The sequence below is a fragment of the Azospirillum sp. genome (assembly GCF_035627195.1).
In the GTDB taxonomy this organism is placed as follows: Bacteria; Pseudomonadota; Alphaproteobacteria; order Azospirillales; family Azospirillaceae; genus Azospirillum.
In genome coordinates, this window is the sequence record NZ_DASPMG010000380.1 from 14,295 (window position 1) to 37,823 (window position 23,529).

The window sequence follows — 23,529 nt, forward strand, 5'->3', positions numbered from 1 at the left end:
TCTCAGATCCGGACTTTCAGGCAGAAGAAGGTCTTTTCGTCGTCCATGGCGTGGAAGTCGAACTCGATCGGCGCGCTGGCGCGCCGGGCGATCTCGATCAGGCCGATGGTGGCGCCGCGGCTGCCCTCGTCCGGGGCTTCGCGAAGCTGCTCGCGGTAATAGGTCTTGATGGCGTCCTTGTCCAACCCCTGCAGGAAGTGCAGCCGTTCGCGCAGGCGCGGCACGTCCTGGTTGCGCACGGTGTTGCCGCAGACGATGAAGAACATCTTGTCCTCCATCCCGATGGTCACCATGCCGGCGCTGAGTTCTATGTTCTTGCCGTCGGTCCCGACGATCTTCTCGGCGGAATAGCGGATGATGTTCTGCATCTGCTCGACGAACACCGAAAAGACGCGGCGCACGGTCGGCCCGTCGGCATCCTCCAGCGCCATCTTCTCCCGCAGGGCCTCGCCCAGCGAGTAGAGGATGCCCTCCGACAGGTAGCCGCTGAACGAGAAGATGATTCCCTTGGAGTCGAGTTCGCGTTTGAACGCGGCGTACTGCTGCCCGAGCATGGAAGGTCGTCCGTTGCCACTTGTGCCCAATATCTCACCATCGCCGGGCGAGGGCCACGGTGAACTTTCGGTTTGCGAACTTTTGGTTGACGGCGGCGCCGCGTCGGCGATCATCGGTTGCCCCATCCTTTGTCCCCCGCCGTGGCCGGCAGCACGACCCGGAAGGTCGATCCCTCGCCCACCACGCTGTCCACCGTGATGGCGCCCTGGTGCAGCTGGACGATCTGCTGGACCGTGTGCAGGCCGATGCCGGTGCCCGGCACGCCGGCGGCGCCGACGCCACGGAAGAAGCGTTCGAACAGCCGCGGGATCTCGCCCTCCGGAATGCCGCGGCCGCGGTCCGCCACCTCGACCACCACCATGGAGCCGTCGCGCCCGCCGCGCACCGTGACGTGCGGCGTGGTGTCGGCGGAGTACTTCACGGCGTTGCCGATCAGGTTGGTGAAGACCAGCCCCAGAAGGTGCGCGTCGGCCGCGATGCGCGGCGGCAGCCCGCCCAGTTCGACCACGAAGCCGTGGCCGGGATAGGCGATGCGGAAGCTCTTCAGCGTCGTCTCCAGCAGCGCCGCCAGATCGACCTCGCGCCGCTCCAGCACCAGCGTGCCGGACTGCAGCCGCTCGTCGGTCAGGTAGGCGTCGATCAGGCCGGTCAGGCGGTGCACGCTGCTGCGCACGACGGCGAGGCGGTCCAGCATCTCCGGGTCCACCCGCTCGGCCCGCAACGCCATCAGCTGGGCCGCGCTGTCGATGACCGCCAGCGGCGTGCGGAACTCGTGGCTGACCATGCCCAGGAACTGGTTCTGGTTGTGCTTGGCCTCCATCTCGCGCTCCAGGGCCGTCTCGACCCGGCGCTTGGCGGCGATCAGCGCCTGCTGGCTGGCCTCCAGCTCCGCCGTGCGCTCGGCCACGCGCCTTTCCAGCGACTGGCTGAAGGCCAGCATGTCCTCGTACAGGCAGACGTTGTCGAAGCCGATGGCGACGCGGCTACAGAACACGTCCAGCAGGCGGTGGTCGTCCTCGGTGTAGGGCTCCGGCCGTTCCAGCACGAACACGGTGGTGCCGTGCTCCAGCGTGCGGAAGGCCAGCACGCAGCGCTGCGGGCCGAAGCCGCTGCGCTGCGTCTCGAACGCCTCCATCACGGCGGCGTGGATGTCGGCGGGCAGCCCTTCCGCCCCGGCGACGCCGGCCAGGTGCGCGAAGCGCCCGGTGCCGGCGATCACCCACAGCTGGCGCGGCAGGTCGGCGCGGTCGCTGTCGCGGCAGGCCAGCACGGACCCGTGCGCGTTGTCGATGACCCGCGGCAGCTGGTCGACCAGCCCGTCCACCAGCGCCCGCATGGAGCGCATCTGCAGCAGCGGCGAGGTGGCGTTCAGGATGCGCTCCAGCCCCTGGCGGTGGCGTTCGATGGTGACGATGTCGCGCCACGCCCTGAGCGCGCTGACCAGCGCGGTGAACAGCTTCTGCGCCGTCAGCTCGTTCTTGCTCTTGTAATCGTTGATGTCGTAGGCGACGACCACGTCGCGCTCCGGCGCCTGCCCCGGCTGGCCGGTGCGCAGGATGATGCGCATGCGCCCGTTGCCGAGGTCCTCGCGGATGTGACGGACGAGGCGCAGGCCCGCGTCGTCGGTCTCCATAACCACGTCGAGGAGTGCGACGGGAATGTCCGGCCGGCTGGCCAGGACGGCGCGCGCCTCCGCGCCGGACAGGGCGCTCACCACCTCGAACGGGCGTCCTTCGAATTCGAAGTCGCGCAGCAGGACGGTGGTCATGGTGTGGACCTGCGGGTCGTCGTCCACCACCAGAACCGGCCACGGCTCGGCGAAGGCGGGCGGGGGAAGCTCGTCCTCGTCCTCGCGGAACAGAGGCTCGTCGACCGCCATGCTCATCCCCACACCTTCGTCCTGCGCGCCCTCAGCGTGTAGGAAGCATCGGCGCCCGGTTACCGTCAAACGATGAATTGCGACAAGCCGCGTCGAATAGCACCGGGCCGGCCCGGCGCGCGCCGCCGCCCGTCGCACGCCGTCACGGAACGTCGCAAATCGTAACGATTCGACGAATACCGTGGCAAATCCGCGCCATTGAAGGATACCCCCCTGCCCCGCCGGGGCCTACCCTGTCAGGTGCATATTGGAGTGTGCAGTCCGCAAGGGGGTGGCATGGGCGAACGGGACGACACGGCGCGGGAGACGGTGGAGTCGCGGGTGGAGCGCGTGCGGCGCCTGCTGCGCAACCTCGACCGCCGCACCGTGTCCCGGCTGTTCGACGCCGTCGCCCCCGATCCCCGCGACGGCGGAGCGCGGCCGGCGCACGTGGGTGCTGCGCTGCTGGAGGTGCTGAACGGGCGCCGGCGGGCGCACGCGCGCCGCCTGTGGACCCGGTGGGTCGAGCCGGTGATGCTGCGCGACGCGGTGACCCTGGCGCACCCGCAGCCCACGCCCGGCTGCATCCATTTCATCGACACCGCCGGCTGGTGGGCCGCCCTGTCGCGCCGCATGGCGCCGCTGGTGGCCGAGATCCAGGACACCGCCGCCGCGCGCGCCCAGCGCATGCCGCTGGACGCGGTGCTGGCCTCCCCCGACGCCGCGCGCTGGACCGAGGACCTGCGCCGCGGCAGCCTGTCCGAACTGGACGCCCTGCGCGACAGTCCCATCGCCCGCTGCGCCGTGCTGGCCGAGGTGAACGCGGAGCGTCAGCGGCTGGCGGCCGGCATCGACCTGCGGCTCCTTGGCGATGGCGATCTCATGGCCTTCCGGGCTATGCTCGAAAGCCCGCCAGGCCTGAACGCATGATGCCTGCCCTCGATATCTTCGCCCTCGCCCTCATCGTTCTCAGCACCGCAGCCCTCGGCCTGATCATCGTGATCGAGGCGTCGCGCATCAGCGTCCTGACCGGCCGCCAGTCGCTGCTGCGCAAGCGCCTCGCCGACCACCGCAAGGAGCTGGGCCTGCTGCGCGGCCGGGTCGAGGAGGCGCAGGAGCTGGTCCGCCACCGCGAAGACCAGCGCGGCCAGCTGGACGCGCAGCGCGCCCGCGTCGCCTCCCTCGCCGCCTCCATCCAGGCCGACAAGGTCGAGCTGGTGGACGAGCTGGGCGGGCCGGATCCCGGCCACGTGCTGTACCAGTGCGCGCTGCGCACGGCGCCCGACTTCGCCCGCGTCGACCAGCGCAACCTGATCTTCGCGCGCGACATCTGGCACCGGCGGAACGTCGCCCACATCTGGGCGGAATCGCCGGACGCCGCGCACGCGGCGCTGCAGCGCGCGTTCCATCCCCGCTCGGGCATCCTGCACGCGCGCATCGAACGGTTCACCGACGCCCATCCCGAGCAGCCGCCGCCGGAGGCGACATGACGATGCTGCTTCTCTACGCCAGCGTCGTCATGCTGGCGCTGGGCGTCTTCGCCAACCGCGCGGTGGCGCGGCGGCTGACGCGGGTGCGGCGGGACATGGCCGCCGAGGAGCAGGCGATGCGCGACCTGGACCGCGACCTGCTGGCCGCGCAGCGCACCCTGCGCGACGCCGAGCGCCGGCTGGAAGAAGCGGACGCCCGCATCGAGCAGGGCCGCGCCGCCCTGCAGGCGGCGGAGGCCGATCTGGAGAAGACCCGCCGCATGCCCGTCGAGCGCTTCCACGTCTTCGACCGGCTGGAACCGCGGCCCGGCGTCATCTGGGCGGCGCGCGTCGAGCTGGCCACCGACGCCACCTCGGGAACGACGCGCCTCGCGTCGGCCTGGGGCGGTGCACGCACCTATCTCATCGCCGCCGCCAGCCAGCGCGAGGCGCTCGACCGCCTGACCCAGCGCTTTCCGCGCAACACCGGCTACACGGTGGGCACGGTCTCGCCCTGCGGCCTGTTCGCCACGCGCAAGCCGCGGCCGGGCGGGACCGACGAGGCGCCGGCCCCCGCCGGATCCGACCGCAAGCGGGCCTGAGCGCGGCTACTCCCCGATGAAGCGGGCGAACGCGGACACTGGCTCGCGATCGGTGCGGAAGCCGTTCTCGGGGGCGGCCGTGTCCTCCAGGCCGATCGCCATGCCGCACACCACCACCTGATCCTCGGGGATGCCCAGTTGATCGCGGATCTGCGCGTGGTAGGGGGCGAAGGCCGCCTGCGGGCAGGTGTGCAGCCCGACGCCGCGCGCCGCCACCATGATGGACTGCACGAACATGCCGAGGTCGAGCCAGCTGCCGATCTCCAACTCCCGGTCGATGGTGACGATCAGGCCGACCGGCGCGTCGAAGAAGCGGAAGTTGCGGGAATGCTGCTCGCGCATGCGGACGGCGTCCGCCCTGCCGATGCCCAGGGCGCCGTACAGGCCCCAGCCGCAGGCGCGGCGGCGCGACAGGTAGGGCTCGCTGAAGCGGCGGGGGTAGTAGTGGTAGGGCCATTCCGGATCGCCGCCCGTGAGGAACGTGTCGACCAGAACGCCGCGCAGCCGGTCCAGCGCCGCCCCCGTCACCACCGTCACCTTCCACGGCTGGATGTTGGAGCCGCTGGGCGCCCGGCTGGCCACCGTCAGCAGGTGCTCGATCACGAAGCGCGGCACCGGCGTGGGCAGGAAGGCGCGCACCGAGCGGCGGCCGGTGATCGCGTCCTCGGCACTCGCGGCCGGGCTGCCGCCGGCGCGGCGCACGGTGTCTTCCCAGGCGGCCCAGTCGGCCGCCGTCGTTTCCTCCAGGCTCATGCTTTCTTCCTTGGGCTTCCTTGGGGGTCACAGGATGACGGGGTGGAGATGCTCCACCGTGAATCCGAACCGGCCGGCCAGCCGCTCGGCGACGCGCAGGCGGTGGCAGACGCAGGGATCGGCCTCCAGGCACAGAAGGCAACTGCGGCGCGCCCGCGCCAGCTCGGCGGCGCGGTGCAGCGCGGCCTCCGCCTCGGGCGTGTCGAGGCGTTCCTCGACGATCGCCCAGAACCGGCCGTGGTCGCGGCGGCGCGCCGCCTCCCGCCCCTCGGCCGGGGTGCCCAGCGCCTTCAGGTGGATATAGTCGATGCCGGCCTCCGCCAGCGCCGCGCGCAACGGCCCCTTGGAGAAGCCGGCCCGCCGGGACAGCGGCAGTTCGCGGACGTCCAGCACCGCCTGCACGCCCGCCTCGCGCAGCGCCGCGATCAGCGCGTCGGGTGCCGCGCGCTCGTAGCCGATGGTCCAGATCACGGGCGCCTGCGGCATGCGGATCTCCAGGAACGTCGCAGGGCGAAAAGAATAACCCGACCCGCCCCCGGAACAAGCCCACGTTGCGGCATGGGATGCATGCAGCCGCCCACATGGACCGCATCCCGCCCGGTGGCTAAGAACGTAACACCAATTCAGGAGGAAGCGCATGCTGACGCTGTTCTACTCGCCCGGTGCCTGTTCCCTGGCCTCGCACATCACGCTCGAAGAAACCGGCGCTCCGTTCGAGGCACGCCGCGTGGCGCTGGCCAACGGCGAGCAGAACACGCCGGAATACCGGGCGGTCAACCCGCGCGGCCGGGTGCCGGCCCTGCGCGTCGACGGCGGCGAAATCCTGACCGAAAACCTGGCGGTCCTCGCCTACCTCGCCAAGCGCTTCCCCGAGGCGAAGCTGCTGCCCACCGACCCGCTGGCCGAGGCGCGCTGCCTGTCGCTGATGGCCTTCCTGTCCAGCAGCGTGCACCCCGCCTTCGCCCACATCTTCCGCCCCGAGCGGTTCGCCGACGACACGGCGGTCCACCCGGCGCTGAAGGAGAAGGGCCGGCAGGTCTTCCACGACTACCTGAAGGAAATCGACGGGCTGCTGGCCGGCAAGGAATGGGTGCAGGGTCCGTACACGGTGTGCGACCCGTACCTGCTGGTCTTCTACTGGTGGGGGATGCGCATCGAGCTGCCGGTGGCGGAGCTGGCCAACTACACCGCGCACAAGCAGCGCATGCTGGCCCGTCCGGCCGTGCGCCGCGCCGTGGAGCGCGAGGGCATCGCGCTGGCGTGACCTTTCTCAAGCCGTCATGCCCGGGCTTGTCCCGGGCATCCACGCACGCCGACCAATCCAAGGAGCGTGGATGGCCGGGACTGGGCCCGGCCATGACGATTATGGAATGTTTTCAGTAGGTTGGGTTGAGGCCGAAGCCGAAAACCCAACGTTGTCACGTCAGCGGCCTGACCACCCGCCCCTCCGTCCAGGCGAGGATGTCCTCCAGCGCCTCGCGGTAGAAGGCCGCGTAGTTCTCCTCGGTGACGTAGCCGACGTGCGGCGTCAGCACCGCGTTGTCCAGCGCCAGCAGCGGGTGGCCGGGCGGCAGCGGCTCCTGGGAGAACACGTCCAGCGCGGCGCCGGCGATGCGGCGGTTGGTCAGCGCGTCGAGGAGCGCGGCCTCGTCCACCAGGCCGGCGCGCGCGGTGTTGATGAACCACGCCGTCGGCTTCATGGCGCCCAGCTCCGCCGCCCCCACGACGCCGCGCGTGCGCTCGCCGAGCACGAGGTGCAGCGTCACCACGTCGCTCGTGGCGAACAGCTCCGGCTTCTCCACCAGGCGCACGCCGACCTCCGCGGCGCGGGCGTCGGTGAGGTTCTGGCTCCACGCCACCACCTCCATGCCGAAAGCGAGGCCGACCTTCGCCACCTGCGCGCCCAGCTTGCCCAGGCCCACGACGCCCAGGCGCCGGCCGGCGATGGTCCGCGTCAGCCCGGTCTGCCAGCGCCCCTCGCGCAGCGCGCGGTCCTCCGCCGGGATGCGCTTGGCGAGCGCCAGGATGAGGCCCCAGGTCAGCTCCGCCGTCGGCGTGCCGCCGATGGCCGTGCCGCACACGGGGATGCCGCGCGCCCGGCAGGCGTCCAGGTCGACGGCGAGGTTGCGCATCCCCGTGGTGACCAGCAGCTTCAGGTTCGGCAGCCGGGCGATCAGCGAAGCCGGCATCGGCGTGCGCTCGCGCATGATGACCAGCACGTCGAAGGGGCGCAGCGCCTCGGCCACCGCGTCCTCGTCCCCCAGATGCTCGTGGAAGACGCGCAGCTCGCTGCCGGGCGGCAGCCGGTCCCACTCGGCCAGGCCGCGCGCCACGCGCTGGTAGTCGTCGAGGATGGCGATCTTCATGCGCTGCGCCCTTGCCTGCCCGGTGTTGCCCCCTCCGTTGTAAAGCGTTTCTCCTCGCCGGGGAACGGCGCCGGGTCGGCCCGGCCGGCGTCCAGGAAATGGGCGTCCAGGAAGTGGATCAGGGGCGGGTTGACGCGGGCCGGATCCTCCTGGTGCAGCCAGTGGCCGAGGTCGGCGAAGCGCACCAGCCGGCCGTCGTCGCACCGCTCCAGCGCGGCGTCGGCCAGCCCCGGTTGAAGGAACGCGTCGCGGTCGCCCCACAGCACGAGCGTGGGCACCCGCACCCGATCCTGCGGCAGCGGCGCGCGGCGGCGCAGGGCGCGATACCAGTTCAGCATGCCCGTGACCGCGCCGGGCTGCGCCCACGCCTCGCGGTAGCGGCGCAGGTCGTCGGCCGTGACGGTGCCGGGCCGGCTGGTGGCGAGCAGGGCGCGCCGGGCCAGGCGAAAGTCCCCGGCGCGGAACATCCGCTCCGGCACGCCGGGCAGCTGGAAGGCCAGCACGTACCAGCTGCGCGCCAGCTGGCCGGGGTGCCGCAGCGAATAGGGCAGCACCGTCGCCGGGTGCGGCGCGTTGAGGATGACGGCGCGCTCGACCCGGTCGGGATGGCCGAGCGCCAGCGCCCAGGCGACGATGCCGCCCCAGTCGTGCCCGACCACGGCGAAGCGGCGCCGCCCCAGCGCCCCGGCCAGATCCACCACGTCCCGGGCGAGGCGTTCCAGGCGGTAGGCGTCGAGGCCCGGCGGCTTGTCGCTGGTGGCGTAGCCGCGCTGGTCGGGCACCGCCACCCGCCAGCCGGCCGCGACGAGCGCCGGGACCTGCCGGCGCCAGCCGTGCGAGGTGTCGGGAAAGCCGTGCAGCAGCACGGCCAGCGGGCCGTCCTCCGGGCCGGCCAGGAGGGTGTGCAGGCGCACGCGGCCCTGGTCCACGGCCACCATTCGTTGTGTTGCCGGGCGCTCGATCACCGGTGCCTCCGTCGTGGGGTTAACTGCCCCTACAACGGCGCACCGGGCCGGCGGTTACACCGCCGCCTTCCGCCGCAGGCTGATCAGCAGCACGCCGACCATGACAAGAACGGCGCCGGCCGCCTGGGCGGGCGTCACCGCCTCCCCCAGGATCAGCGCGCCGAGTGCTGCGGCCGAGACCGGGCCGAGGGCGCCCAGCAGCGCCACCGTGTTGGCGCCGACGCGCCGCAGCGCCTCCGCCGTCATGAAGACGGGCAGGACCGTGCAGGCCACCGCCATCAGCACCGACAGCGCGTAGACCTGCCACGGCAGCTCAAGCGCGGAGAACGGGCGCAGCGCCACGAACTGGGCGATGCAGCAGACGCTGGCCGCCGTCATCCCGTAGGCGGTGAAACGCATGGAGCCGACCCGCTCCACCAGCCGGCTGCCGGCCACCAGATAGATGGCGTAGCAGACCGCCCCGCCGAACACGAGGGCGGCCCCCAGCGCGATGTCCGACCCGCCGTGCCCCCATTCGCTGGACAGCACCAGCGCCACGCCGATGTAGGAGATGACCAGCGAGGCCACCTCCCGCCCACGGATCGGCTTGCCCAGGAACAGGGCGGAGAGCACCACGACGATGGTCGGGTAGAGGAACAGCAGCAGCCGGCCGATGCCGGCCGAGACGTATTGCAGGCCCAGGAAGTCCAGAAAGCTCGCCACGTAATAGCTGGTGATGCCCAGCGCCAGGGTGGCGGCCAGCGTGCGTCCGGTCATCGGCGCGCCGCCGCGCCGGCCGCCGCTCCACACCGCCACCGCCAGGAAGAAGGGCAGCGAGAACAGCATGCGCAGCATCAGCAGCGTGATGGCGTCGACGCCGTAGCCGTAGGCCAGCTTGATGATCACCGGCCGCACGGAGAAGGCCAGCACGCCGGCCGTCGCCAGCAGCAGGCCGCTGATCCACCAGTAGGCGGGCCGCTCCGCCAGGGCCGGTTGCGTGTCGGTCGCCTGCATGCCCGCCGTCCCCCGCCGTCTCGCATCGTTCCCCGCCTGTATACGACGGACGCGGCGTCGGCGCCCGGTGGGCGTGGCGGATTGCTGGTATGCGCCGGCGGCCGGAAGGTTGCAGGGGTGCCGTGGCGATGGACAGGCGGTGAAGCTTTTTATCAGGCCCGTGCCACTATAAATCCCATTCCTGTCTCAACATTGCCTATGGAGGCCGCCGCTTTTCGGGCCATGTCTTATCAAAAGTGGGATTTCCGAAGAATTTCGAAGGGATTAACACTAAAGATTACTTCGCTTTGCGGAGATGTGAAAGGTTTTGTTAACCGGGCCAGCGTCAACTGTGGGCGAACGATCAATCACCTGACAGGAGATCAGGAAATGCCCGGTCCGATGGTTGCTGACGAAGTCCGCAAGGCCTGCCGCATCCATGCCCGTCTGCTGGACGCCTTCATCGATCTGACGCAGAAGGAACTCAACCAGCTCCAGCCCGGCTTCGCCGAGGAGAGCCTGCGGGAATCGCTGGAGAAGATGCGCGCGGCGCGGAAGTCCTATGGCGAGCTGGCCGGCGTCGTCGCGGTGCCCTCCGCGGCCTGATCCCGCTTCCTGTCTGCGGAAAGCGGGATCTTCACGATCCCGCCCCCTGCCCTGCTCTCAGGCCGTCACCGCCGCCTTGCGCGCGCGGGGCTTGCGCGCCGCGGCCTGGGGTGCCGCCGCAGCGGCCTTGACGGACGGCTTGCGCGCGGCCGGCTTGCGGGCCGGAGCCTTCGCCGGCACGGTGATCACGGCGCCCACTTCCTGCTCGGCGCGCAGCCAGTGATCCTGGTCGCGGCCCTCGGGGCAGCCTTCCTCGATCCAGATCGCGTGGGCGCGCTCCCGGACCCGCTCTTCGATACCCGCGCTCATCCGCACTCTCCCTTCGACGATTGTGTTGCGGCGATTGTGTTGCGTCGCATCGTGCCGAAGGTGGTTCGCGCGCGCAATTTCGCCTTCGTCGGACGTGGGAGTCCAAAAGTATCGGCCGTCACTCCGATGACGAATCGCCGTTCCCCGACTGACGGCGTTGGACGTCCCGCCAGCGCGCGACGTTCCGGTTATGATCGGGCAGCGTCTTGGCGAAGGCATGCCCGCCCGTGCCGTCGGCCACGAAGTACAGGTATTCGTGGCGTTCCGGCTTCAGCGCGGCGAGGATCGAGGCCTTGCCCGGATTGGCGATGGGACCCGGCGGCAGGCCGGTGACGACGTAGGTGTTGTACGGCGATTCGGCCTTCAGGTCGTTGCGCGTCAGCGCCCGGCCCAGTTCGCCGCTGCCCTGCGTCAGCGCGTAGATGACGGTGGGGTCGGACTGCAGCCGCATGCCGGTCTGCAGCCGGTTGACGTAGACGCCGGCCACCCGCGCACGCTCCGCCGCCACGCCGGTTTCCTTCTCGACGATGGAGGCGAGCGTGACGGCCTCCTCCGGCGTGCGCAGCGGCAGGTCCGGATCGCGGCTCTTCCACGCCTCGGCCAGCGTCTGCTCCATGGCCGTGCGCATGCGCTCCAGCAGCGCCTCGCGGCCGTCGCCGTAGGAGAAGTGGTAGGTTTCCGGCAGCAGCGTGCCGTCCTTCGGGCGCTCGCGCACCTCGCCGGCCAGCGCCGGTTCCTTCTCCACCAACGCCACGATCTGCGCGGCCGTCAGCCCCTCCGGCACGGTCAGCCGGCGCACCACGGTCTTCCCCTGGCGCATCAGCGTGACGACGCCGTCCGTGCTGATGCCGGGTGCGAAGGCGTATTCGCCGGCCTTCAGCTCACGCCCGGCGCCGCTCAGCTTGACGTCGAACAGGAACAGCCACGGCGACTCGACCACGCCGGCCTCGGCCAGCGTGGCGGCGATCGCTTCCAGGCTGCTGCCGCGCGGAATGACGACGGTGGCCGGTTCGGAGAGCGGACCCGGCGCCACCATGCGCAGGGTCCCCCACAACACCGTCGCAGCCAGGAGAGCCGATGCGGCGAGTGCCCCGGCCGCGATCCGGAGGCCCCACCCCATGGCAGCCTCCTCAGGCGAACTCCTTGAAGACCAGCGACGCGTTGGTGCCGCCGAAACCGAAGGAGTTGGACAGCGCCGCGCGCACCCGGCGTTCCTGCGCCGCCTTCGGCACGAGGTTGACGCCCAGGCAGCTCTCCGACGGGTTTTCCAGGTTCAGCGTCGGCGGAACCACGCTGTGGTTGATCGCCTTGATCGAGTAGATCGCCTCGACCGCGCCGGCGGCACCCAGCAGGTGGCCGATCGCCGACTTGGTGGAGGACATGGCGACCGAGTCCATGGCCGGGCCGAACAGGCGCTTCACCGCGCCCAGCTCGATCTCGTCGCCCAGCGGCGTCGAGGTGCCGTGCGCGTTGACGTAGTCGATGTCCGACGGGTCGAGGCCGGCGCGCTGCAGGGCCCCGCGCATGGCGCGGAAGCCGCCGTTGCCGTCCTCGGCCGGGGCCGAGATGTGGTAGGCGTCGCCCGACAGGCCGTAGCCGACGATCTCGGCATAGATGTGGGCGCCGCGCTTCTTCGCGTGCTCCAGCTCCTCCAGAACGACGACGCCGGCACCCTCGCCGATGACGAAGCCGTCGCGGTCCTTGTCATAGGGACGCGAGGCCTTCTCGGGCGTGTCGTTGAAGTTCGTGGACAGGGCGCGCATGGCGGCGAAGCCGCCGACGCCCAGGCGGCTGACCGCCGCTTCCGCACCGCCGGCGACCATGACGTCGGCGTCGCCCCACATGATGAGGCGCGCGGCATCGCCCAGCGCGTGCGCGCCGGTCGAGCAGGCCGTGACCACCGCGTGGTTCGGGCCCTTGAAACCGTAGTGGATCGACACGTGGCCGGAGGCCAGGTTGATCAGGCAGGCCGGGATGAAGAACGGCGAAATGCGCCGCGCGCCCTTCTCGTGCAGGGTGACCGCGCCCTCGGCGATGCCGGGCAGGCCGCCGATGCCGGAGCCGATCATCACGCCCGTGCGCTCGCGCTCCTCCTCGTCCTCCGGCATCCAGCCGGCGTCGCGGACCGCCTCGTGGGCCGCGCCGATGGCGTAGAGGATGAAGTCATCCATCTTGCGCTGGTCTTTGTGCGGCACGTAGGCGTCGGCGTCGAACTCCCCGTCGCCCTTGCCGCGCGGCACCTGGCCGGCGATCTTGGAGGCGAGGTCCGACACGTCGAACGACGTGATCCCGCGGATGCCCGACTGGCCGTTGACCAAGCGGTCCCAATTGAGCTTGTGACCGACGCCGAGCGGCGTGACCAGACCGAGGCCGGTGACGACGACACGTCTCATGGCGATCCCTGACCTTGTTCCGTTTGTTCCTGCGACGGCCAGGGTCTCCGGTAGCCGGAGCCGCTGGCCCTCGTGGTAGAGCCGCCCCCCGGGAACGGGCGGCGGCAGAACCCCGCCTGGATCAGGCGGCGGCGTTGTCCTTGATGAACGCGATGGCGTCCTTGACGGTGAGGATCTTCTCGGCGGCGTCGTCCGGGATCTCGCAGCCGAACTCCTCCTCGAAGGCCATCACCAGCTCGACGGTGTCGAGGCTGTCGGCGCCGAGATCGTCGATGAAGGAGGCGTTCTCCGTCACCTTCGACTCTTCGACCCCCAGGTGGTCCACAACGATCTTCTTCACGCGCTCGGCGATGTCACTCATCTTCGACCTTCCAAATCCTTGATGCCGCTCGGGCGAATCCGGCATCCCGGGCACGCGTCGTAAGCGTGTCGTCCTGCCGCGAAAAGCCCCGTCCGATAACACATTTCGGGGGACTTGACCAGCGCCGCTGAGGCACCGGTTCCGTTTCGTCCAACCCTAGGTTAAACCACCTCAGATCATGGCCATGCCGCCGTTGATGTGCAGCGTCTGGCCGGTGACGTAGGCGGCCTCTTCACTCGCCAGGTACACGACCCCGGCGGCGATTTCCGCCGGCTCGCCCATGCGGCCGGCGGGAATGGCGCTCGAAATCTTGCTCTTCTGATCGTCGTTCAGCGCGTGCGTCATCGCCGTGGTGATGAAGCCCGGCGCCACGCAGTTGACCGTGATGTTGCGCGACGCGACCTCGGCCGCCAGCGCCTTCGACATGCCGATCAGGCCGGCCTTGGAGGCGGCGTAGTTCGCCTGCCCCGGGTTGCCGGTGACGCCGACGACCGACGTGATGCCGATGATTCGCCCCCAGCGGCGCTTCATCATGCCGCGCAGCGCCGCGCGCGACAGGCGGAAGGCAGCCGTCAGATTGACGTCCAGCACCGTCTGCCAGTCCTCGTCCTTCATGCGCATGGCCAGCTGGTCGCGCGTCAGGCCGGCGTTGTTGACCAGGATGTCGACCTGGCCCATGGCGGCCTCGGCGTCCTTCAGCAGCTGCTCGGTCGAGGCGGCGTCGGACAGGTTGGCGGGCACCACCCGGGCGCGCTCGCCCAGTTCGGCGGCCAGCGCCTCCAGCGGCTCCACGCGGGTGCCCGACAGGGCGACGGTGGCGCCCTGCGCGTGCAGCGCGCGGGCGATCGACGCGCCGATTCCGCCCGAAGCGCCGGTCACCAGCGCGCACTTACCGGTCAGGTCGAACATGGGACGCCTCACAGGGTCTTGAGGAAGGCTTCGACGTCGGCCGGCGAGCCCACCGAGGTGGCCGTTAGCTCCTTGTCGATGCGCTTGGCGAGGCCGGCCAGCACCTTTCCGGCGCCCAGTTCGACCAGGGTGTCGACGCCCTGCGCCTTCATGTACTGCACGCTCTCGCGCCAGCGCACCATGCCCGTCACCTGCTGCACCAGCAGGCTGCGCACCTGGCTGGGATCGCTGACCGCCGTGGCGGTGACGTTGGCGACCACCGGGACGTCCGGCGGCAGGATGGTGATGTTGGCCAGCGCCTGCGCCATGGCGTCGGCGGCCGGCTGCATCAGCGGGCAATGGAAGGGGGCGCTCACCGGCAGCCGGACGGAGCGCTTCAGCCCCCGCTCGGCGGCCAGCACGATGGCGCGGTCGATGGCCTCGGCATGGCCGGAGATCACCACCTGCCCCGAGGAATTGTCGTTGGCGACCGAGCAGATCTGTCCTTCCGCCGCGTCGGCGGCGATGGCCTGCGCCTGCTCCAGCTCGGCGCCCAGCAGCGCCGCCATGGCGCCCTGCCCGACCGGCACCGCCTTCTGCATGGACTGGCCGCGCAGCTTCAAGAGGCGCGCGGCGTCGGCCAGCGAGAAGGAGCCGGCGGCGCACAGCGCCGAATACTCGCCCAGCGAATGCCCGGCCACGAAGGTGGCGTGCTTGCGCAGGTCGAGCTTGCCCTGGTCCTTGAGCACGCGGACGACGGCGACCGAGACGGCCATGAGCGCCGGCTGGGCGTTCTCGGTCAGCGTCAGGTCGGCGTCCGGCCCCTCGAACATCAGGCGCGACAGGCGCTGGTTCAGCGCATCGTCCACCTCTTCGAAGGTGAGACGGGCGACTTCGAAAGCCTCGGCCAGCTCGCGGCCCATGCCGACCGCCTGGCTGCCCTGCCCCGGAAACACGAACGCCCTGGTCATGCTGTGCGGAAACCCGTGTGTGGACGCGGCGCGCCCCGCGCGCCGCCATGGAAGTGGGCGACAGTCATACCCGCGAAAAACGCCAAGTCAAGCGATGCTTGGACCGCTGTCCCGGGCCGGCCGATCAAGACGGCCGTATCCATATATATTATAGTCCCCGCGCCGGATCGGCCGGCGGCCCCTTCTTCCCTGCCTCTGCGCCTGTTTTCCCGGCGACGACGACGCGGGCGCATCGAATCCGCGCACGCACGCGGAATCGCTTGATCTGCCGCATGTTCTGTGCATACTCCCGCGCTTCAAACTCCTTGCCGGCGCGCCTCCGTGCCGCCGGCTAGGCCCGTGCGGCTGGCCCGACCCGTGGTGGGAAACGGCACAGCGGCGGACCATGAACAGCCATGGGGAGTCAAATGGCTTTGTACGAGTGCGTGCTCATCGCACGCCAGGACATCTCGGCCGCCCAGGCCGAGGCGCTGGGCGAGCAGTTTTCCCAGATCATCCGCGACAACGGCGGTTCGGTCGCCAAGACCGAGTACTGGGGCCTGAAGACGCTCACCTACAAGATCAAGAAGAACCGCAAGGGTCACTACCTGTTCCTCAACCTCGACGCGCCGGCGGCCGCCGTGCTCGAGGCCGAGCGCAACATGGGCATCAACGAAGACGTGCTGCGGTTCATGACCGTCCGCGTCGAGAAGCTCGACCCGAACCCGTCGGCGATGATGCAGAGCCGCGGCGAGCGCGGCGAGCGTGGTGACCGCGGCGACCGCGGCCCGCGCCGCTTCGATGACCGCGGGCCCCGCCCGCCCCGCCGTTCCGAGCAGCCCGCCGCCGCCGAAGGGGAGACCGCCTGATGAGCGACAAGCAGACCACCGGCGGCGCCGCGCCGCGCAGCGGCGGCCCGCGCCGCCCGTTCTTCCGCCGCCGCAAGACCTGCCCGTTCTCGGGCGCGAATGCTCCGGCGATCGACTACAAGGACGTCAAGCTCCTGTCGCGCTTCATTTCCGAGCGCGGCAAGATCGTGCCGAGCCGCATCACCGCGGTGTCCGCGAAGAAGCAGCGTGAACTGGCCCGCGCCATCAAGCGCGCCCGGTTCCTCGCCCTGCTCCCCTACGTGGTGAAGTAAGGGCGGGAACGGAACGGACCCGACGCCTGGGAGTGGTGCCCGCATGCCAACGGCCCTGGTGGCCGCCCTCGCGGGTGGCGCGGTCAGCGCGCTGTTCTACGCCGCCGTCCTGTTCGGCAGCGTCGGCGCGCTGATCCTGGCGTATCTGGCGCCGTTGCCGCTGCTCCTCGCCGGTCTCTGGCTGGGCCCTCGGGCCACGGCCATCGCCGGCGGGACGGCGGCGGTGCTGGTGCTGCTGGCGAGCGGAAGCGTGACGGCCCTCGTGGGCTACGCGATTTCCGCGGCGGTACCCGCGGCGTTCGTGGTGCGGCAAGCCCTGCTGGCCCGGCCCACGGCCGGCGGCGGGGTGGAGTGGTATCCACCGGGCCTCCTGCTCATGGGGCTCACCGGTTTCGGCATCGCGGCGTTCTTCGCCGCCGTGGTGTGGACGATCGGCGAGCCGGGCGGCCTGGAGGGCGTGTTGCGCGAGACGCTCGCCGGCATGGTGCGCGCGGTCGCCCCGGAAGGGGGGACGGCGGCCCAGTCCGGAGCGTTGGGGCCGGAAGCGTTCGGCATCGCCCGGCTGATGCCGGGCCTCGTGGTGGTGTCGTGGTTGCTCATGACCATCATCAACGGGGCGCTGGCGCAGGGGCTCCTCATGCGGTTCTCCCGCAATCGGCGGCCGCCGATGCGGATAACCGCGGTGGAGCTGCCGGGTTGGCTGCCGCTTGCGTTCGCGCTGGCGGTCGCCGGGGCGGCGCTGCTGCCGGATCCGGTCGGGTTCCTGGCGCTGAACGTGGCGCTGGTGCTCGCCGTGCCGTTCAGCTTCGCGGGCCTCGCCGTCGTGCACGCGTTCGCGGGTCGTCAGAAGGCCAGGGTGGCGCTCCTCGTCGGGTTCTACCTGTTCCTGTTTCTTTTCGGTTGGCCGATCGTGGTTCTGGTCGGCCTCGGGGTGATCGAGCAATGGATTGGGCTGCGCCGCCGCTGGGCGAACGCCGGCCCCGATCAGGAGGACGAGTGATGGAAGTTATTCTGTTGGAGCGGGTCGAGAAGCTCGGCCAGATGGGTCAGGTTGTGAAGGTGAAGCCCGGCTTCGCCCGCAACTACCTGCTGCCCCAGAAGAAGGCGCTGCGCGCCAGCAAGGCCAACCTGGAGCTGTTCGAGAAGCAGCGCGCCACGCTTGAGGCCCAGAACCTCGAGCGCCGCAAGGACGCCACGTTCGTCGCGCAGAAGATGGAAGGCGTGTCGGTCGTCATCACCCGCCAGGCGGGCGAGACCGGCGTGCTGTACGGTTCGGTGTCCAGCCGCGACATCGCGGACGCCCTGGAGGCCGCCGGCTACAAGACCGGCCGCCAGCAGGTGGCGATCGACCAGCCGATCAAGACGCTGGGCCTGTTCAAGGTGCGCATCGTGCTGCACCCGGAGGTCAGCGTGTCGGTGACGGTCAACGTCGCCCGCACCCAGGAAGAAGCCGAGCTGCAGGCGCAGCGCGGCGGCATGGTCACCGCGGCCGACCTCCTGGAGGAGGAAGAGGCCGAGGAGACCACCGAGGGTACCGAGGGCGAGGCCGAAGAGGCCTGATCCTCTCCCCTCACCGGGGAACCGCTCGTCCGGAAGCCGCCCGCTCCCGCAAGGGAGTGGGGCGGCTTTCCGCGTTTCCGGGGGTGGCCTTCGGAGCACTCTTTCGTGCGCAATCGATAGCATGCGTACGATTGCCCCTTTCCTCCCGCGCGTTCGGCACCCACTCTTACCAAGCGGGGGCTCGACAGAGACGGGAGGGCAGCAATGCTCCTTGCGCGTTTCCTTGAACCCGCGATCGTCACCGGCGCACTCGCCATCGTCGACGGCGCGGGCAGGACTCATCGATTCGGCCGCGGCGAACCGCGGGTCACCTTGCGTTTCCACGACAAGGCCGTGCAGCGCGAGCTGCTGATGAAGCCGCGCATCGCCTTCGGCGAGGCCTACATGGACGGCCGCATCAGCGTGGAGGGCGGCAGCATCTACGACGCGCTGGTGGTGCTGTGCCAGGACGCCGACGTAGTCGGCCCCTTCGGCCGCCTGCGCGAAGCGCTGGGCAAGGCCGTGCGCGCGATCCAGCAGCACAACCCCATGCAGCGCGCGCAGCGCAACGTCGCCCACCACTACGACCTGTCGCGCCAGCTCTACGAACTCTTCCTCGACCGCGACATGCAGTACTCCTGCGCCTACTTCGCGCGGCCCGGCATGAGCCTGGAGGAGGCGCAGGAGGCCAAGAAGTGCCACATCGCCGCCAAGCTGCTGCTGGAGCCGGGGCAGCGCGTGCTGGACATCGGCTGCGGCTGGGGCGGCATGGCGCTGTACCTGGCGCAGACCTGCGGCGTCGAGGTCACCGGCATCACGCTGTCCAAGGAGCAGCTGGCCGTGGCGCAGGAGCGCGCCGAGCGCGCCGGGCTGGCCGACCGCGTGCGCTTCGAACTGCGCGATTATCGCGCCATGACGGGCCACGACATGTCCGGCCGCTTCGACCGCATCGTCTCCGTCGGCATGTTCGAGCACGTGGGCGTGCCGCATTATCCCGAGTTCTTCGCCAGGGTGCACGCGCTGCTGGCCCACGACGGTGTCGCGCTGCTGCACTCCATCGGCCGCAGCGACGGGCCGGGCACCACCAACGGCTGGATCCGCAAGTACATCTTCCCCGGCGGCTACTCCCCCGCGCTGTCGGAGGTGCTGCCGCGCATCGAAGAGGCGCGGCTGTGGGCGACCGACGTGGAGATCCTGCGCCTGCACTACGCCGAGACGCTGCGCCACTGGCGCCAGCGCTTCACGGCGCGGCGGGAGGAGGCGCGGCGGCTCTACGACGAGCGGTTCTGCCGCATGTGGGAGTTCTATCTGGCCGGCTGCGAGATCGCCTTCCGCTTCCAGGGCCACATGGTCTTCCAGGTGCAGATGGCCAAGCGCGCCGACGCGGTGCCGCTGACGCGCGACTACATCGGCACTGCGGAACACGCCCTGGCGGCTGCGCCCACCGGCATCGCCGCCTGAACATCGGCCCGCAATGGCTTGTTTTTGGCCGCGCTTTGCGGTTATCCCCGGTGTTGTCCCCCTGGGGATGAAAGTTGTGCACAGGTTTTTCTGGGAGCCGTGCGCGCTTGGCACAGCTCCCGGCCCTGGCGCTTTGGTAGAGTGCGGCCCATGGAGAACAAGCTTCCCACAGCCTTCGAGCCGCGCATCCTCGACGCCGGCTCCGCCCGCACGTCGTCCGAGTACCGCACCCCGCCCCACAACGAGGAGGCGGAGCAGGCGCTGCTGGGCGCCATCCTGGTCAACAACAAGGCCTACGAGCGGGTGGCCGAGTTCCTGCGGCCGCAGCACTTCTACGACCCCGCGCACCAGCGCATCTTCGAAGCCGTCATGAAGATGATCGAGCGCGGGCAGATCGCCAACCCGGTGACGCTGAAGGCCTATTTCGAGAACGACCCGGATCTGGTGGCGGACGGCGGCGGCGGAAGCTATCTGGCCGAGCTGGCGGCCAACGTGGTGACCATCGTCAACGCCGAGGATTACGGCCGCACCATCTTCGACCTGTTCCTGCGCCGGCAGCTGATCGAGGTCGGCACCGACATGGTGAACGAGGCGTACCAGCACGACCTCGACACCAACGCCATGAACCAGATCGAGCAGGCGGAAAAGCAGCTGTTCGACCTGGCCTCCACGGGCGACGTGCAGGGCGGCTTCGTCGCCTTCTCCGAGTCGCTGAAACTGGCCATCGAGATGGCGGAGACGGCCTTCCGCCGCTCCAGCCACGTCACCGGCGTCACCACCGGCCTGCGCGACCTGGACCGCAAGCTGGGCGGCTTCCACCCGTCCGACCTGATCATCCTGGCCGGAAGACCGAGCATGGGCAAGACCGCCCTCGCTACGAACATCGCCTTCCGCGCGGCCAAGGCGCACATGCAGTCGAACGGGCAGGAAGGGGCGTGCGTCGGGTTCTTCTCGCTGGAAATGTCGTCCGAGCAGCTGGCCACCCGTATCCTCGCCGACGAGGCGGAGGTGTCGGGCGACAAGATCCGCCGCGGCGAGATCCGCGACACCGACTTCCCCAAATTCATCAAGGCCAGCCAGGATCTGTCGCGCGTGCCGTTCTTCGTGGACGACACGCCGGCCCTGTCGGTGGCCGCGGTGCGCACGCGCTGCCGGCGGCTGAAGCGCACGCACAACCTGGGCATGGTGGTGGTCGACTACCTCCAGCTGCTGCGCGGCAGCTCGGCCAAGGCCAGCGAGAACCGCGTGCTGGAAATCTCGGAGATCACCCGCGGCCTGAAGGCCATCGCCAAGGAGCTGGACCTGCCGGTGCTGGCGCTGTCGCAGCTGAGCCGCGCCGTCGAGTCGCGCGAGGACAAGCGGCCGCAGCTGTCGGACCTGCGCGAATCGGGCTCGATCGAGCAGGACGCCGACGTGGTCATGTTCGTCTTCCGCGAACAGTACTACCTGGAGCGCGCCGAGCCGGCCCGCCGCCCGGAGGAGACGGAGGACAAGTACAACGACCGCTACGCCGCCTGGCAGAAGCGCTACGCCGAGGTGCACAACACCGCCGAGGCGATCATCGCCAAGCAGCGCCACGGCCCGGTCGGCACGGTGCGCCTCTACTTCGACGGCCAGTTCACGCGCTTCGGCGACCTCGACACCACGCACGACATCGGCCCCGATGAGTGACCCGACCCGTGATGCCTTGGCCCGCGCCGGCGCGGTGCTGACCGTCGACCTCGGCGCCGTCGTCGCCAACTGGCGCCTGCTGCGCAACCGCGTGGCCCCGGCGCGCTGTTCGGCCGTGGTGAAGGCAGACGCCTACGGCCTGGGGGCCGCGCGCGTGGCCCCTGCCCTGGCGGCGGCCGGATGCGAGACCTTCGTGGTGGCACAGTTCGAGGAGGCGCTGGCGGTGCGCGCCGTCGTGCCGGACGCCGAGATCCTGTCGCTGGGCGGCCTGCCCACCGGGACGGAGGCCGAGTTCGCAGCGCACCGCATCGTCCCCGTGCTGAACCACCTGGGCGAGATCGACGCCTGGGCGGCCTTCTGCCGGGCGCGCGGCGAGTCCCTGCCGACCGCCGTGCACATCGACACCGGCATGAACCGACTCGGGCTGGGTCCCGACGAGCTGGACACGCTGGCGGAGGATCCCGCACGCCTGTCGGGCATGCGTGTCCGGGCGTGGATCAGCCACCTCGCCTGCGCCGAGGCGGACACGCCGATGAACGCGCAGCAGCTCGGTCGCTTCCGCATGGCGCTGGCGCGGCTGCCGGCGGCGCCGGCCAGCCTCGCCAATTCGTCGGGGATTTTCCTTGGAAATCCCTGGCATTTCGACCTCGTGCGGCCGGGCTGCGCGCTCTTTGGCGTGAACCCGACGCCGACGCAGCCGAACCCGATGGCGCAGACGGTGCGCCTGGACGCGCGGGTCCTGCAGGTGCGCAACGTTGACAGCCCTATGACCGTTGGATACGGTGCCACCCACCGCGTTGCGGGGAGAGGCAAAATTGCAACCATCGCAGTGGGTTACGCCGACGGCTACCTGCGGTCGCTCAGCGGTCGCGGGCATGTTCACGTCGGCGGCGTCCCGGCTCCGGTGGTTGGACGGATTTCCATGGATCTGATCACGGTCGACATCACCGCGCTGCCGGACGGCGCCGTCGCCCCCGGCATGCTGGTGGAGCTGATCGGCCCCAACCGGACGGTCGACACCGTGGCGGAGCAGGCCGGCACCATCGGGTACGAGGTGCTGACGTCGCTCGGCCCGCGCTACCACCGCGTCTACGTCGATCCGGCCGAGGGCGCGCGATGCCGTTCCTAGCCGCGACGGGCCGTGCCTTCCTGATCTTCCTGGAGGCGACGGGGCAGCTGTCGCTGTTCACCGGCCGCGCCATCTCGCACTGCTTCCGGCCGCCGTACTACGCCCGGCAGATCCTGCGGCAGATGATCGACATCGGCTACTACTCGCTGCCGGTGGTGGGCCTGACCGCGCTGTTCACCGGCATGGTGCTGGCGCTGCAAAGCTACACGGGCTTCGCCCGCTTCCAGGCGGAGGGCGCCATCGCCACCGTCGTGGTGCTGTCGGTGACGCGCGAACTGGGTCCCGTGCTGGCCGGCCTGATGGTGGCGGGGCGCATCGGCGCCGCCATGGCGGCCGAGATCGGCACCATGCGGGTGACCGAGCAGATCGACGCGCTGTCCACGCTGTCCACCAACCCGTTCAAGTATCTGGTGGCGCCGCGCCTGATCGCCGGCACGGCCATGCTGCCGCTGCTGGTGCTGGTGGCCGACATCATCGGCGTGTTCGGCGGTTTCCTGGTCAGCGTCTACCGGCTGGACTTCAACCCGTCCTCCTACATCAGCCGCACCTGGGAGTTCCTGGAGCCGCTGGACGTGATCTCCGGCCTCGTCAAGGCGGCAGTGTTCGGCTTCGTCATCGCGCTGATGGGCTGCTATTTCGGTTACAAGTCGCGCGGCGGCGCGCAGGGCGTGGGTCAGGCGACGACCAACGCGGTGGTCGCCGCTTCCATCCTCATCCTGGTGTCGAACTACCTGATCACCGGCATATTCTTCTCGACGAAATGACCAATCCCCCGCCCAAGATCGCGCTCAAGCACGTGCACAAGCGCTTCGGCCACAAGGTCGTGCTGAACGGCATCGACCTGGAGGTGGGGCGCGGCGAATCGCTGGTCGTCATCGGCGGCTCGGGCACCGGCAAGTCGGTGATGCTGAAGTGCATCCTGGGCCTGCTGCAGCCGGACACCGGCTCCATCAAGGTGGATGGGCAGGAGACCACGCGCCTGAAGAGTCGCGAGCGCGAGAAGCTGCTGCACAAGTTCGGCATGCTGTTCCAGGGTGCGGCCCTCTTCGACAGCCTGAAGGTGTGGGAGAACGTCGCCTTCGGCCTGATCCAGGGCGAGCACATGCCGCGCCCCCAGGCCAGGGAGATCGCCATCGCCAAGCTGGGCGCCGTCGGCCTGTCGCCGGAGGTGGGCGAGCTGTCGCCGGCCGAGCTGTCGGGCGGCATGCAGAAGCGCGTGGCGCTGGCCCGCGCCATCGCCGACGAGCCGGAGATCATCTTCTTCGACGAGCCGACCACCGGCCTCGACCCCATCATGGCCGACGTGATCAACGAGCTGATCGTGAAGTGCGTGAAGGACCTGGGCGCCACCGCCGTGACGATCACGCACGACATGGCCTCGGCCCGCAAGATCGCCGACCGGATCGCCATGATCTACCAGGGCAAGATCATCTGGGCCGGCCACGCCAGCGAGATCGACAACTCCGGCAACCCCTACGTCGACCAGTTCGTGCACGGCCGCGCCGAGGGGCCGATCCAGATGCAGATCCGGGCGCTGTAAA

27 protein-coding genes are annotated in these 23,529 nt (G+C 70.1%); 14 read left to right on the plus strand and 13 right to left on the minus strand.

Features of this window, described 5'->3' with window-relative positions; all coding sequences use genetic code 11:
• Nucleotides 1-2: 2 nt before the first annotated feature.
• Both VED21_RS33195 and VED21_RS33200 read right to left on the minus strand, forming a co-directional pair.
• Nucleotides 3-554 (minus strand): SiaB family protein kinase, encoded by a 552-nt coding sequence (locus VED21_RS33195; RefSeq protein ID WP_324890198.1) that lies wholly within the window; start codon nt 552-554, stop codon nt 3-5.
• Nucleotides 555-664: 110 nt separating this feature from the next.
• Nucleotides 665-2,440 (minus strand): DUF3369 domain-containing protein, encoded by a 1,776-nt coding sequence (locus VED21_RS33200; protein ID WP_324890199.1) that lies wholly within the window; start codon nt 2,438-2,440, stop codon nt 665-667.
• 270 nt (nt 2,441-2,710) lie between these two features.
• Here VED21_RS33200 and VED21_RS33205 point away from each other — a divergent pair, with 270 nt between their 5' ends.
• From VED21_RS33205 to VED21_RS33215, 3 genes are read left to right on the plus strand one after another with little or no spacing between them, the layout of a single operon-like run.
• Nucleotides 2,711-3,343 (plus strand): hypothetical protein, encoded by a 633-nt coding sequence (locus tag VED21_RS33205; RefSeq protein ID WP_324890200.1) that lies wholly within the window; start codon nt 2,711-2,713, stop codon nt 3,341-3,343.
• On the plus strand, nt 3,340-3,903 hold the full coding sequence (locus VED21_RS33210) for a hypothetical protein (protein WP_324890201.1): 564 nt from the start codon (nt 3,340-3,342) through the stop codon (nt 3,901-3,903). The genes VED21_RS33205 and VED21_RS33210 overlap by 4 nt, the downstream gene beginning before the upstream one ends.
• A complete protein-coding gene (locus tag VED21_RS33215; RefSeq protein WP_324890202.1) occupies nt 3,900-4,484 on the plus strand; it encodes a hypothetical protein in 585 nt (194 codons plus the stop codon). The genes VED21_RS33210 and VED21_RS33215 overlap by 4 nt, the downstream gene beginning before the upstream one ends.
• A 6-nt stretch (nt 4,485-4,490) precedes the next feature.
• Here the strand turns inward: VED21_RS33215 and VED21_RS33220 are convergent, their stop codons facing one another.
• Together VED21_RS33220 and VED21_RS33225 are read right to left on the minus strand one after the other, a co-directional pair.
• A complete protein-coding gene (locus VED21_RS33220; RefSeq protein ID WP_324890203.1) occupies nt 4,491-5,237 on the minus strand; it encodes a nitroreductase in 747 nt (248 codons plus the stop codon).
• 27 nt (nt 5,238-5,264) lie between these two features.
• Nucleotides 5,265-5,723: a DUF488 domain-containing protein gene (locus VED21_RS33225; RefSeq protein WP_324890204.1), complete on the minus strand. Its 459-nt coding sequence runs from the start codon at nt 5,721-5,723 to the stop codon at nt 5,265-5,267.
• A gap of 151 nt (nt 5,724-5,874) precedes the next feature.
• Here VED21_RS33225 and VED21_RS33230 point away from each other — a divergent pair, with 151 nt between their 5' ends.
• Nucleotides 5,875-6,501, plus strand: coding sequence for a glutathione S-transferase family protein (locus VED21_RS33230; RefSeq protein ID WP_324890205.1), 627 nt, complete (start codon nt 5,875-5,877; stop codon nt 6,499-6,501).
• A gap of 154 nt (nt 6,502-6,655) precedes the next feature.
• Here VED21_RS33230 and VED21_RS33235 read toward each other — a convergent pair whose 3' ends face one another.
• The 3 genes from VED21_RS33235 to VED21_RS33245 are packed head-to-tail and all read right to left on the minus strand — an operon-like array spanning nt 6,656 to nt 9,561.
• Nucleotides 6,656-7,603, minus strand: coding sequence for a D-2-hydroxyacid dehydrogenase family protein (locus VED21_RS33235; RefSeq protein WP_324890206.1), 948 nt, complete (start codon nt 7,601-7,603; stop codon nt 6,656-6,658).
• Nucleotides 7,600-8,568, minus strand: coding sequence for an alpha/beta hydrolase (locus tag VED21_RS33240; protein WP_324890207.1), 969 nt, complete (start codon nt 8,566-8,568; stop codon nt 7,600-7,602). The genes VED21_RS33235 and VED21_RS33240 overlap by 4 nt, the downstream gene beginning before the upstream one ends.
• A gap of 54 nt (nt 8,569-8,622) precedes the next feature.
• A complete protein-coding gene (locus VED21_RS33245; protein WP_324890208.1) occupies nt 8,623-9,561 on the minus strand; it encodes a DMT family transporter in 939 nt (312 codons plus the stop codon).
• A 381-nt stretch (nt 9,562-9,942) separates the two neighbouring features.
• On the opposite strand from VED21_RS33245, the gene VED21_RS33250 reads away from it, so the two are divergent.
• A complete protein-coding gene (locus VED21_RS33250; protein ID WP_324890209.1) occupies nt 9,943-10,146 on the plus strand; it encodes a hypothetical protein in 204 nt (67 codons plus the stop codon).
• A gap of 57 nt (nt 10,147-10,203) precedes the next feature.
• Here the strand turns inward: VED21_RS33250 and VED21_RS33255 are convergent, their stop codons facing one another.
• The 6 genes from VED21_RS33255 to fabD form a co-directional block, all read right to left on the minus strand.
• Nucleotides 10,204-10,455, minus strand: coding sequence for a DUF2934 domain-containing protein (locus tag VED21_RS33255; RefSeq protein ID WP_324890210.1), 252 nt, complete (start codon nt 10,453-10,455; stop codon nt 10,204-10,206).
• Nucleotides 10,456-10,573: 118 nt separating this feature from the next.
• The gene (gene mltG / locus VED21_RS33260) at nt 10,574-11,575 is read right to left on the minus strand and encodes an endolytic transglycosylase MltG (protein WP_324890211.1); all 1,002 of its coding nucleotides are present in this window, start codon (nt 11,573-11,575) and stop codon (nt 10,574-10,576) included.
• A gap of 10 nt (nt 11,576-11,585) precedes the next feature.
• Complete coding sequence (gene fabF, locus VED21_RS33265) at nt 11,586-12,848, minus strand: beta-ketoacyl-ACP synthase II (RefSeq protein ID WP_324890212.1); 1,263 nt, start codon at nt 12,846-12,848, stop codon at nt 11,586-11,588.
• A gap of 121 nt (nt 12,849-12,969) precedes the next feature.
• The gene (locus tag VED21_RS33270) at nt 12,970-13,209 is read right to left on the minus strand and encodes an acyl carrier protein (RefSeq protein WP_324890213.1); all 240 of its coding nucleotides are present in this window, start codon (nt 13,207-13,209) and stop codon (nt 12,970-12,972) included.
• A 171-nt stretch (nt 13,210-13,380) separates the two neighbouring features.
• On the minus strand, nt 13,381-14,118 hold the full coding sequence (gene fabG, locus VED21_RS33275; RefSeq protein WP_324890214.1) for a 3-oxoacyl-[acyl-carrier-protein] reductase: 738 nt from the start codon (nt 14,116-14,118) through the stop codon (nt 13,381-13,383).
• 8 nt (nt 14,119-14,126) lie between these two features.
• Nucleotides 14,127-15,068, minus strand: coding sequence for an ACP S-malonyltransferase (gene fabD / locus VED21_RS33280; RefSeq protein WP_324890215.1), 942 nt, complete (start codon nt 15,066-15,068; stop codon nt 14,127-14,129).
• A 407-nt stretch (nt 15,069-15,475) separates the two neighbouring features.
• Here fabD and rpsF point away from each other — a divergent pair, with 407 nt between their 5' ends.
• The 9 genes from rpsF to VED21_RS33325 all read left to right on the plus strand — a co-directional run bounded on the left by rpsF (nt 15,476) and on the right by VED21_RS33325 (nt 23,528).
• Nucleotides 15,476-15,916, plus strand: coding sequence for a 30S ribosomal protein S6 (rpsF, locus tag VED21_RS33285; RefSeq protein WP_324890216.1), 441 nt, complete (start codon nt 15,476-15,478; stop codon nt 15,914-15,916).
• On the plus strand, nt 15,916-16,188 hold the full coding sequence (gene rpsR, locus VED21_RS33290; RefSeq protein ID WP_324890217.1) for a 30S ribosomal protein S18: 273 nt from the start codon (nt 15,916-15,918) through the stop codon (nt 16,186-16,188). Before rpsF ends, rpsR begins: the two co-directional genes overlap by 1 nt.
• Nucleotides 16,189-16,231: 43 nt before the next feature.
• On the plus strand, nt 16,232-17,188 hold the full coding sequence (locus VED21_RS33295) for a DUF2232 domain-containing protein (protein WP_324890218.1): 957 nt from the start codon (nt 16,232-16,234) through the stop codon (nt 17,186-17,188).
• Nucleotides 17,188-17,748: a 50S ribosomal protein L9 gene (gene rplI, locus VED21_RS33300; protein ID WP_324890219.1), complete on the plus strand. Its 561-nt coding sequence runs from the start codon at nt 17,188-17,190 to the stop codon at nt 17,746-17,748. The genes VED21_RS33295 and rplI overlap by 1 nt, the downstream gene beginning before the upstream one ends.
• Nucleotides 17,749-17,952: 204 nt before the next feature.
• Entirely contained in the window at nt 17,953-19,188 is a 1,236-nt protein-coding gene (locus tag VED21_RS33305) for a cyclopropane-fatty-acyl-phospholipid synthase family protein (protein WP_324890220.1), read from the plus strand.
• 150 nt (nt 19,189-19,338) lie between these two features.
• Entirely contained in the window at nt 19,339-20,859 is a 1,521-nt protein-coding gene (locus VED21_RS33310) for a replicative DNA helicase (protein WP_324890221.1), read from the plus strand.
• Nucleotides 20,852-21,988: an alanine racemase gene (gene alr / locus VED21_RS33315; protein WP_324890222.1), complete on the plus strand. Its 1,137-nt coding sequence runs from the start codon at nt 20,852-20,854 to the stop codon at nt 21,986-21,988. Before VED21_RS33310 ends, alr begins: the two co-directional genes overlap by 8 nt.
• Nucleotides 21,976-22,752, plus strand: coding sequence for an ABC transporter permease (locus VED21_RS33320; RefSeq protein WP_324890223.1), 777 nt, complete (start codon nt 21,976-21,978; stop codon nt 22,750-22,752). Before alr ends, VED21_RS33320 begins: the two co-directional genes overlap by 13 nt.
• On the plus strand, nt 22,749-23,528 hold the full coding sequence (locus tag VED21_RS33325; RefSeq protein WP_324890224.1) for an ABC transporter ATP-binding protein: 780 nt from the start codon (nt 22,749-22,751) through the stop codon (nt 23,526-23,528). Before VED21_RS33320 ends, VED21_RS33325 begins: the two co-directional genes overlap by 4 nt.
• Nucleotide 23,529: the final 1 nt, after the last annotated feature.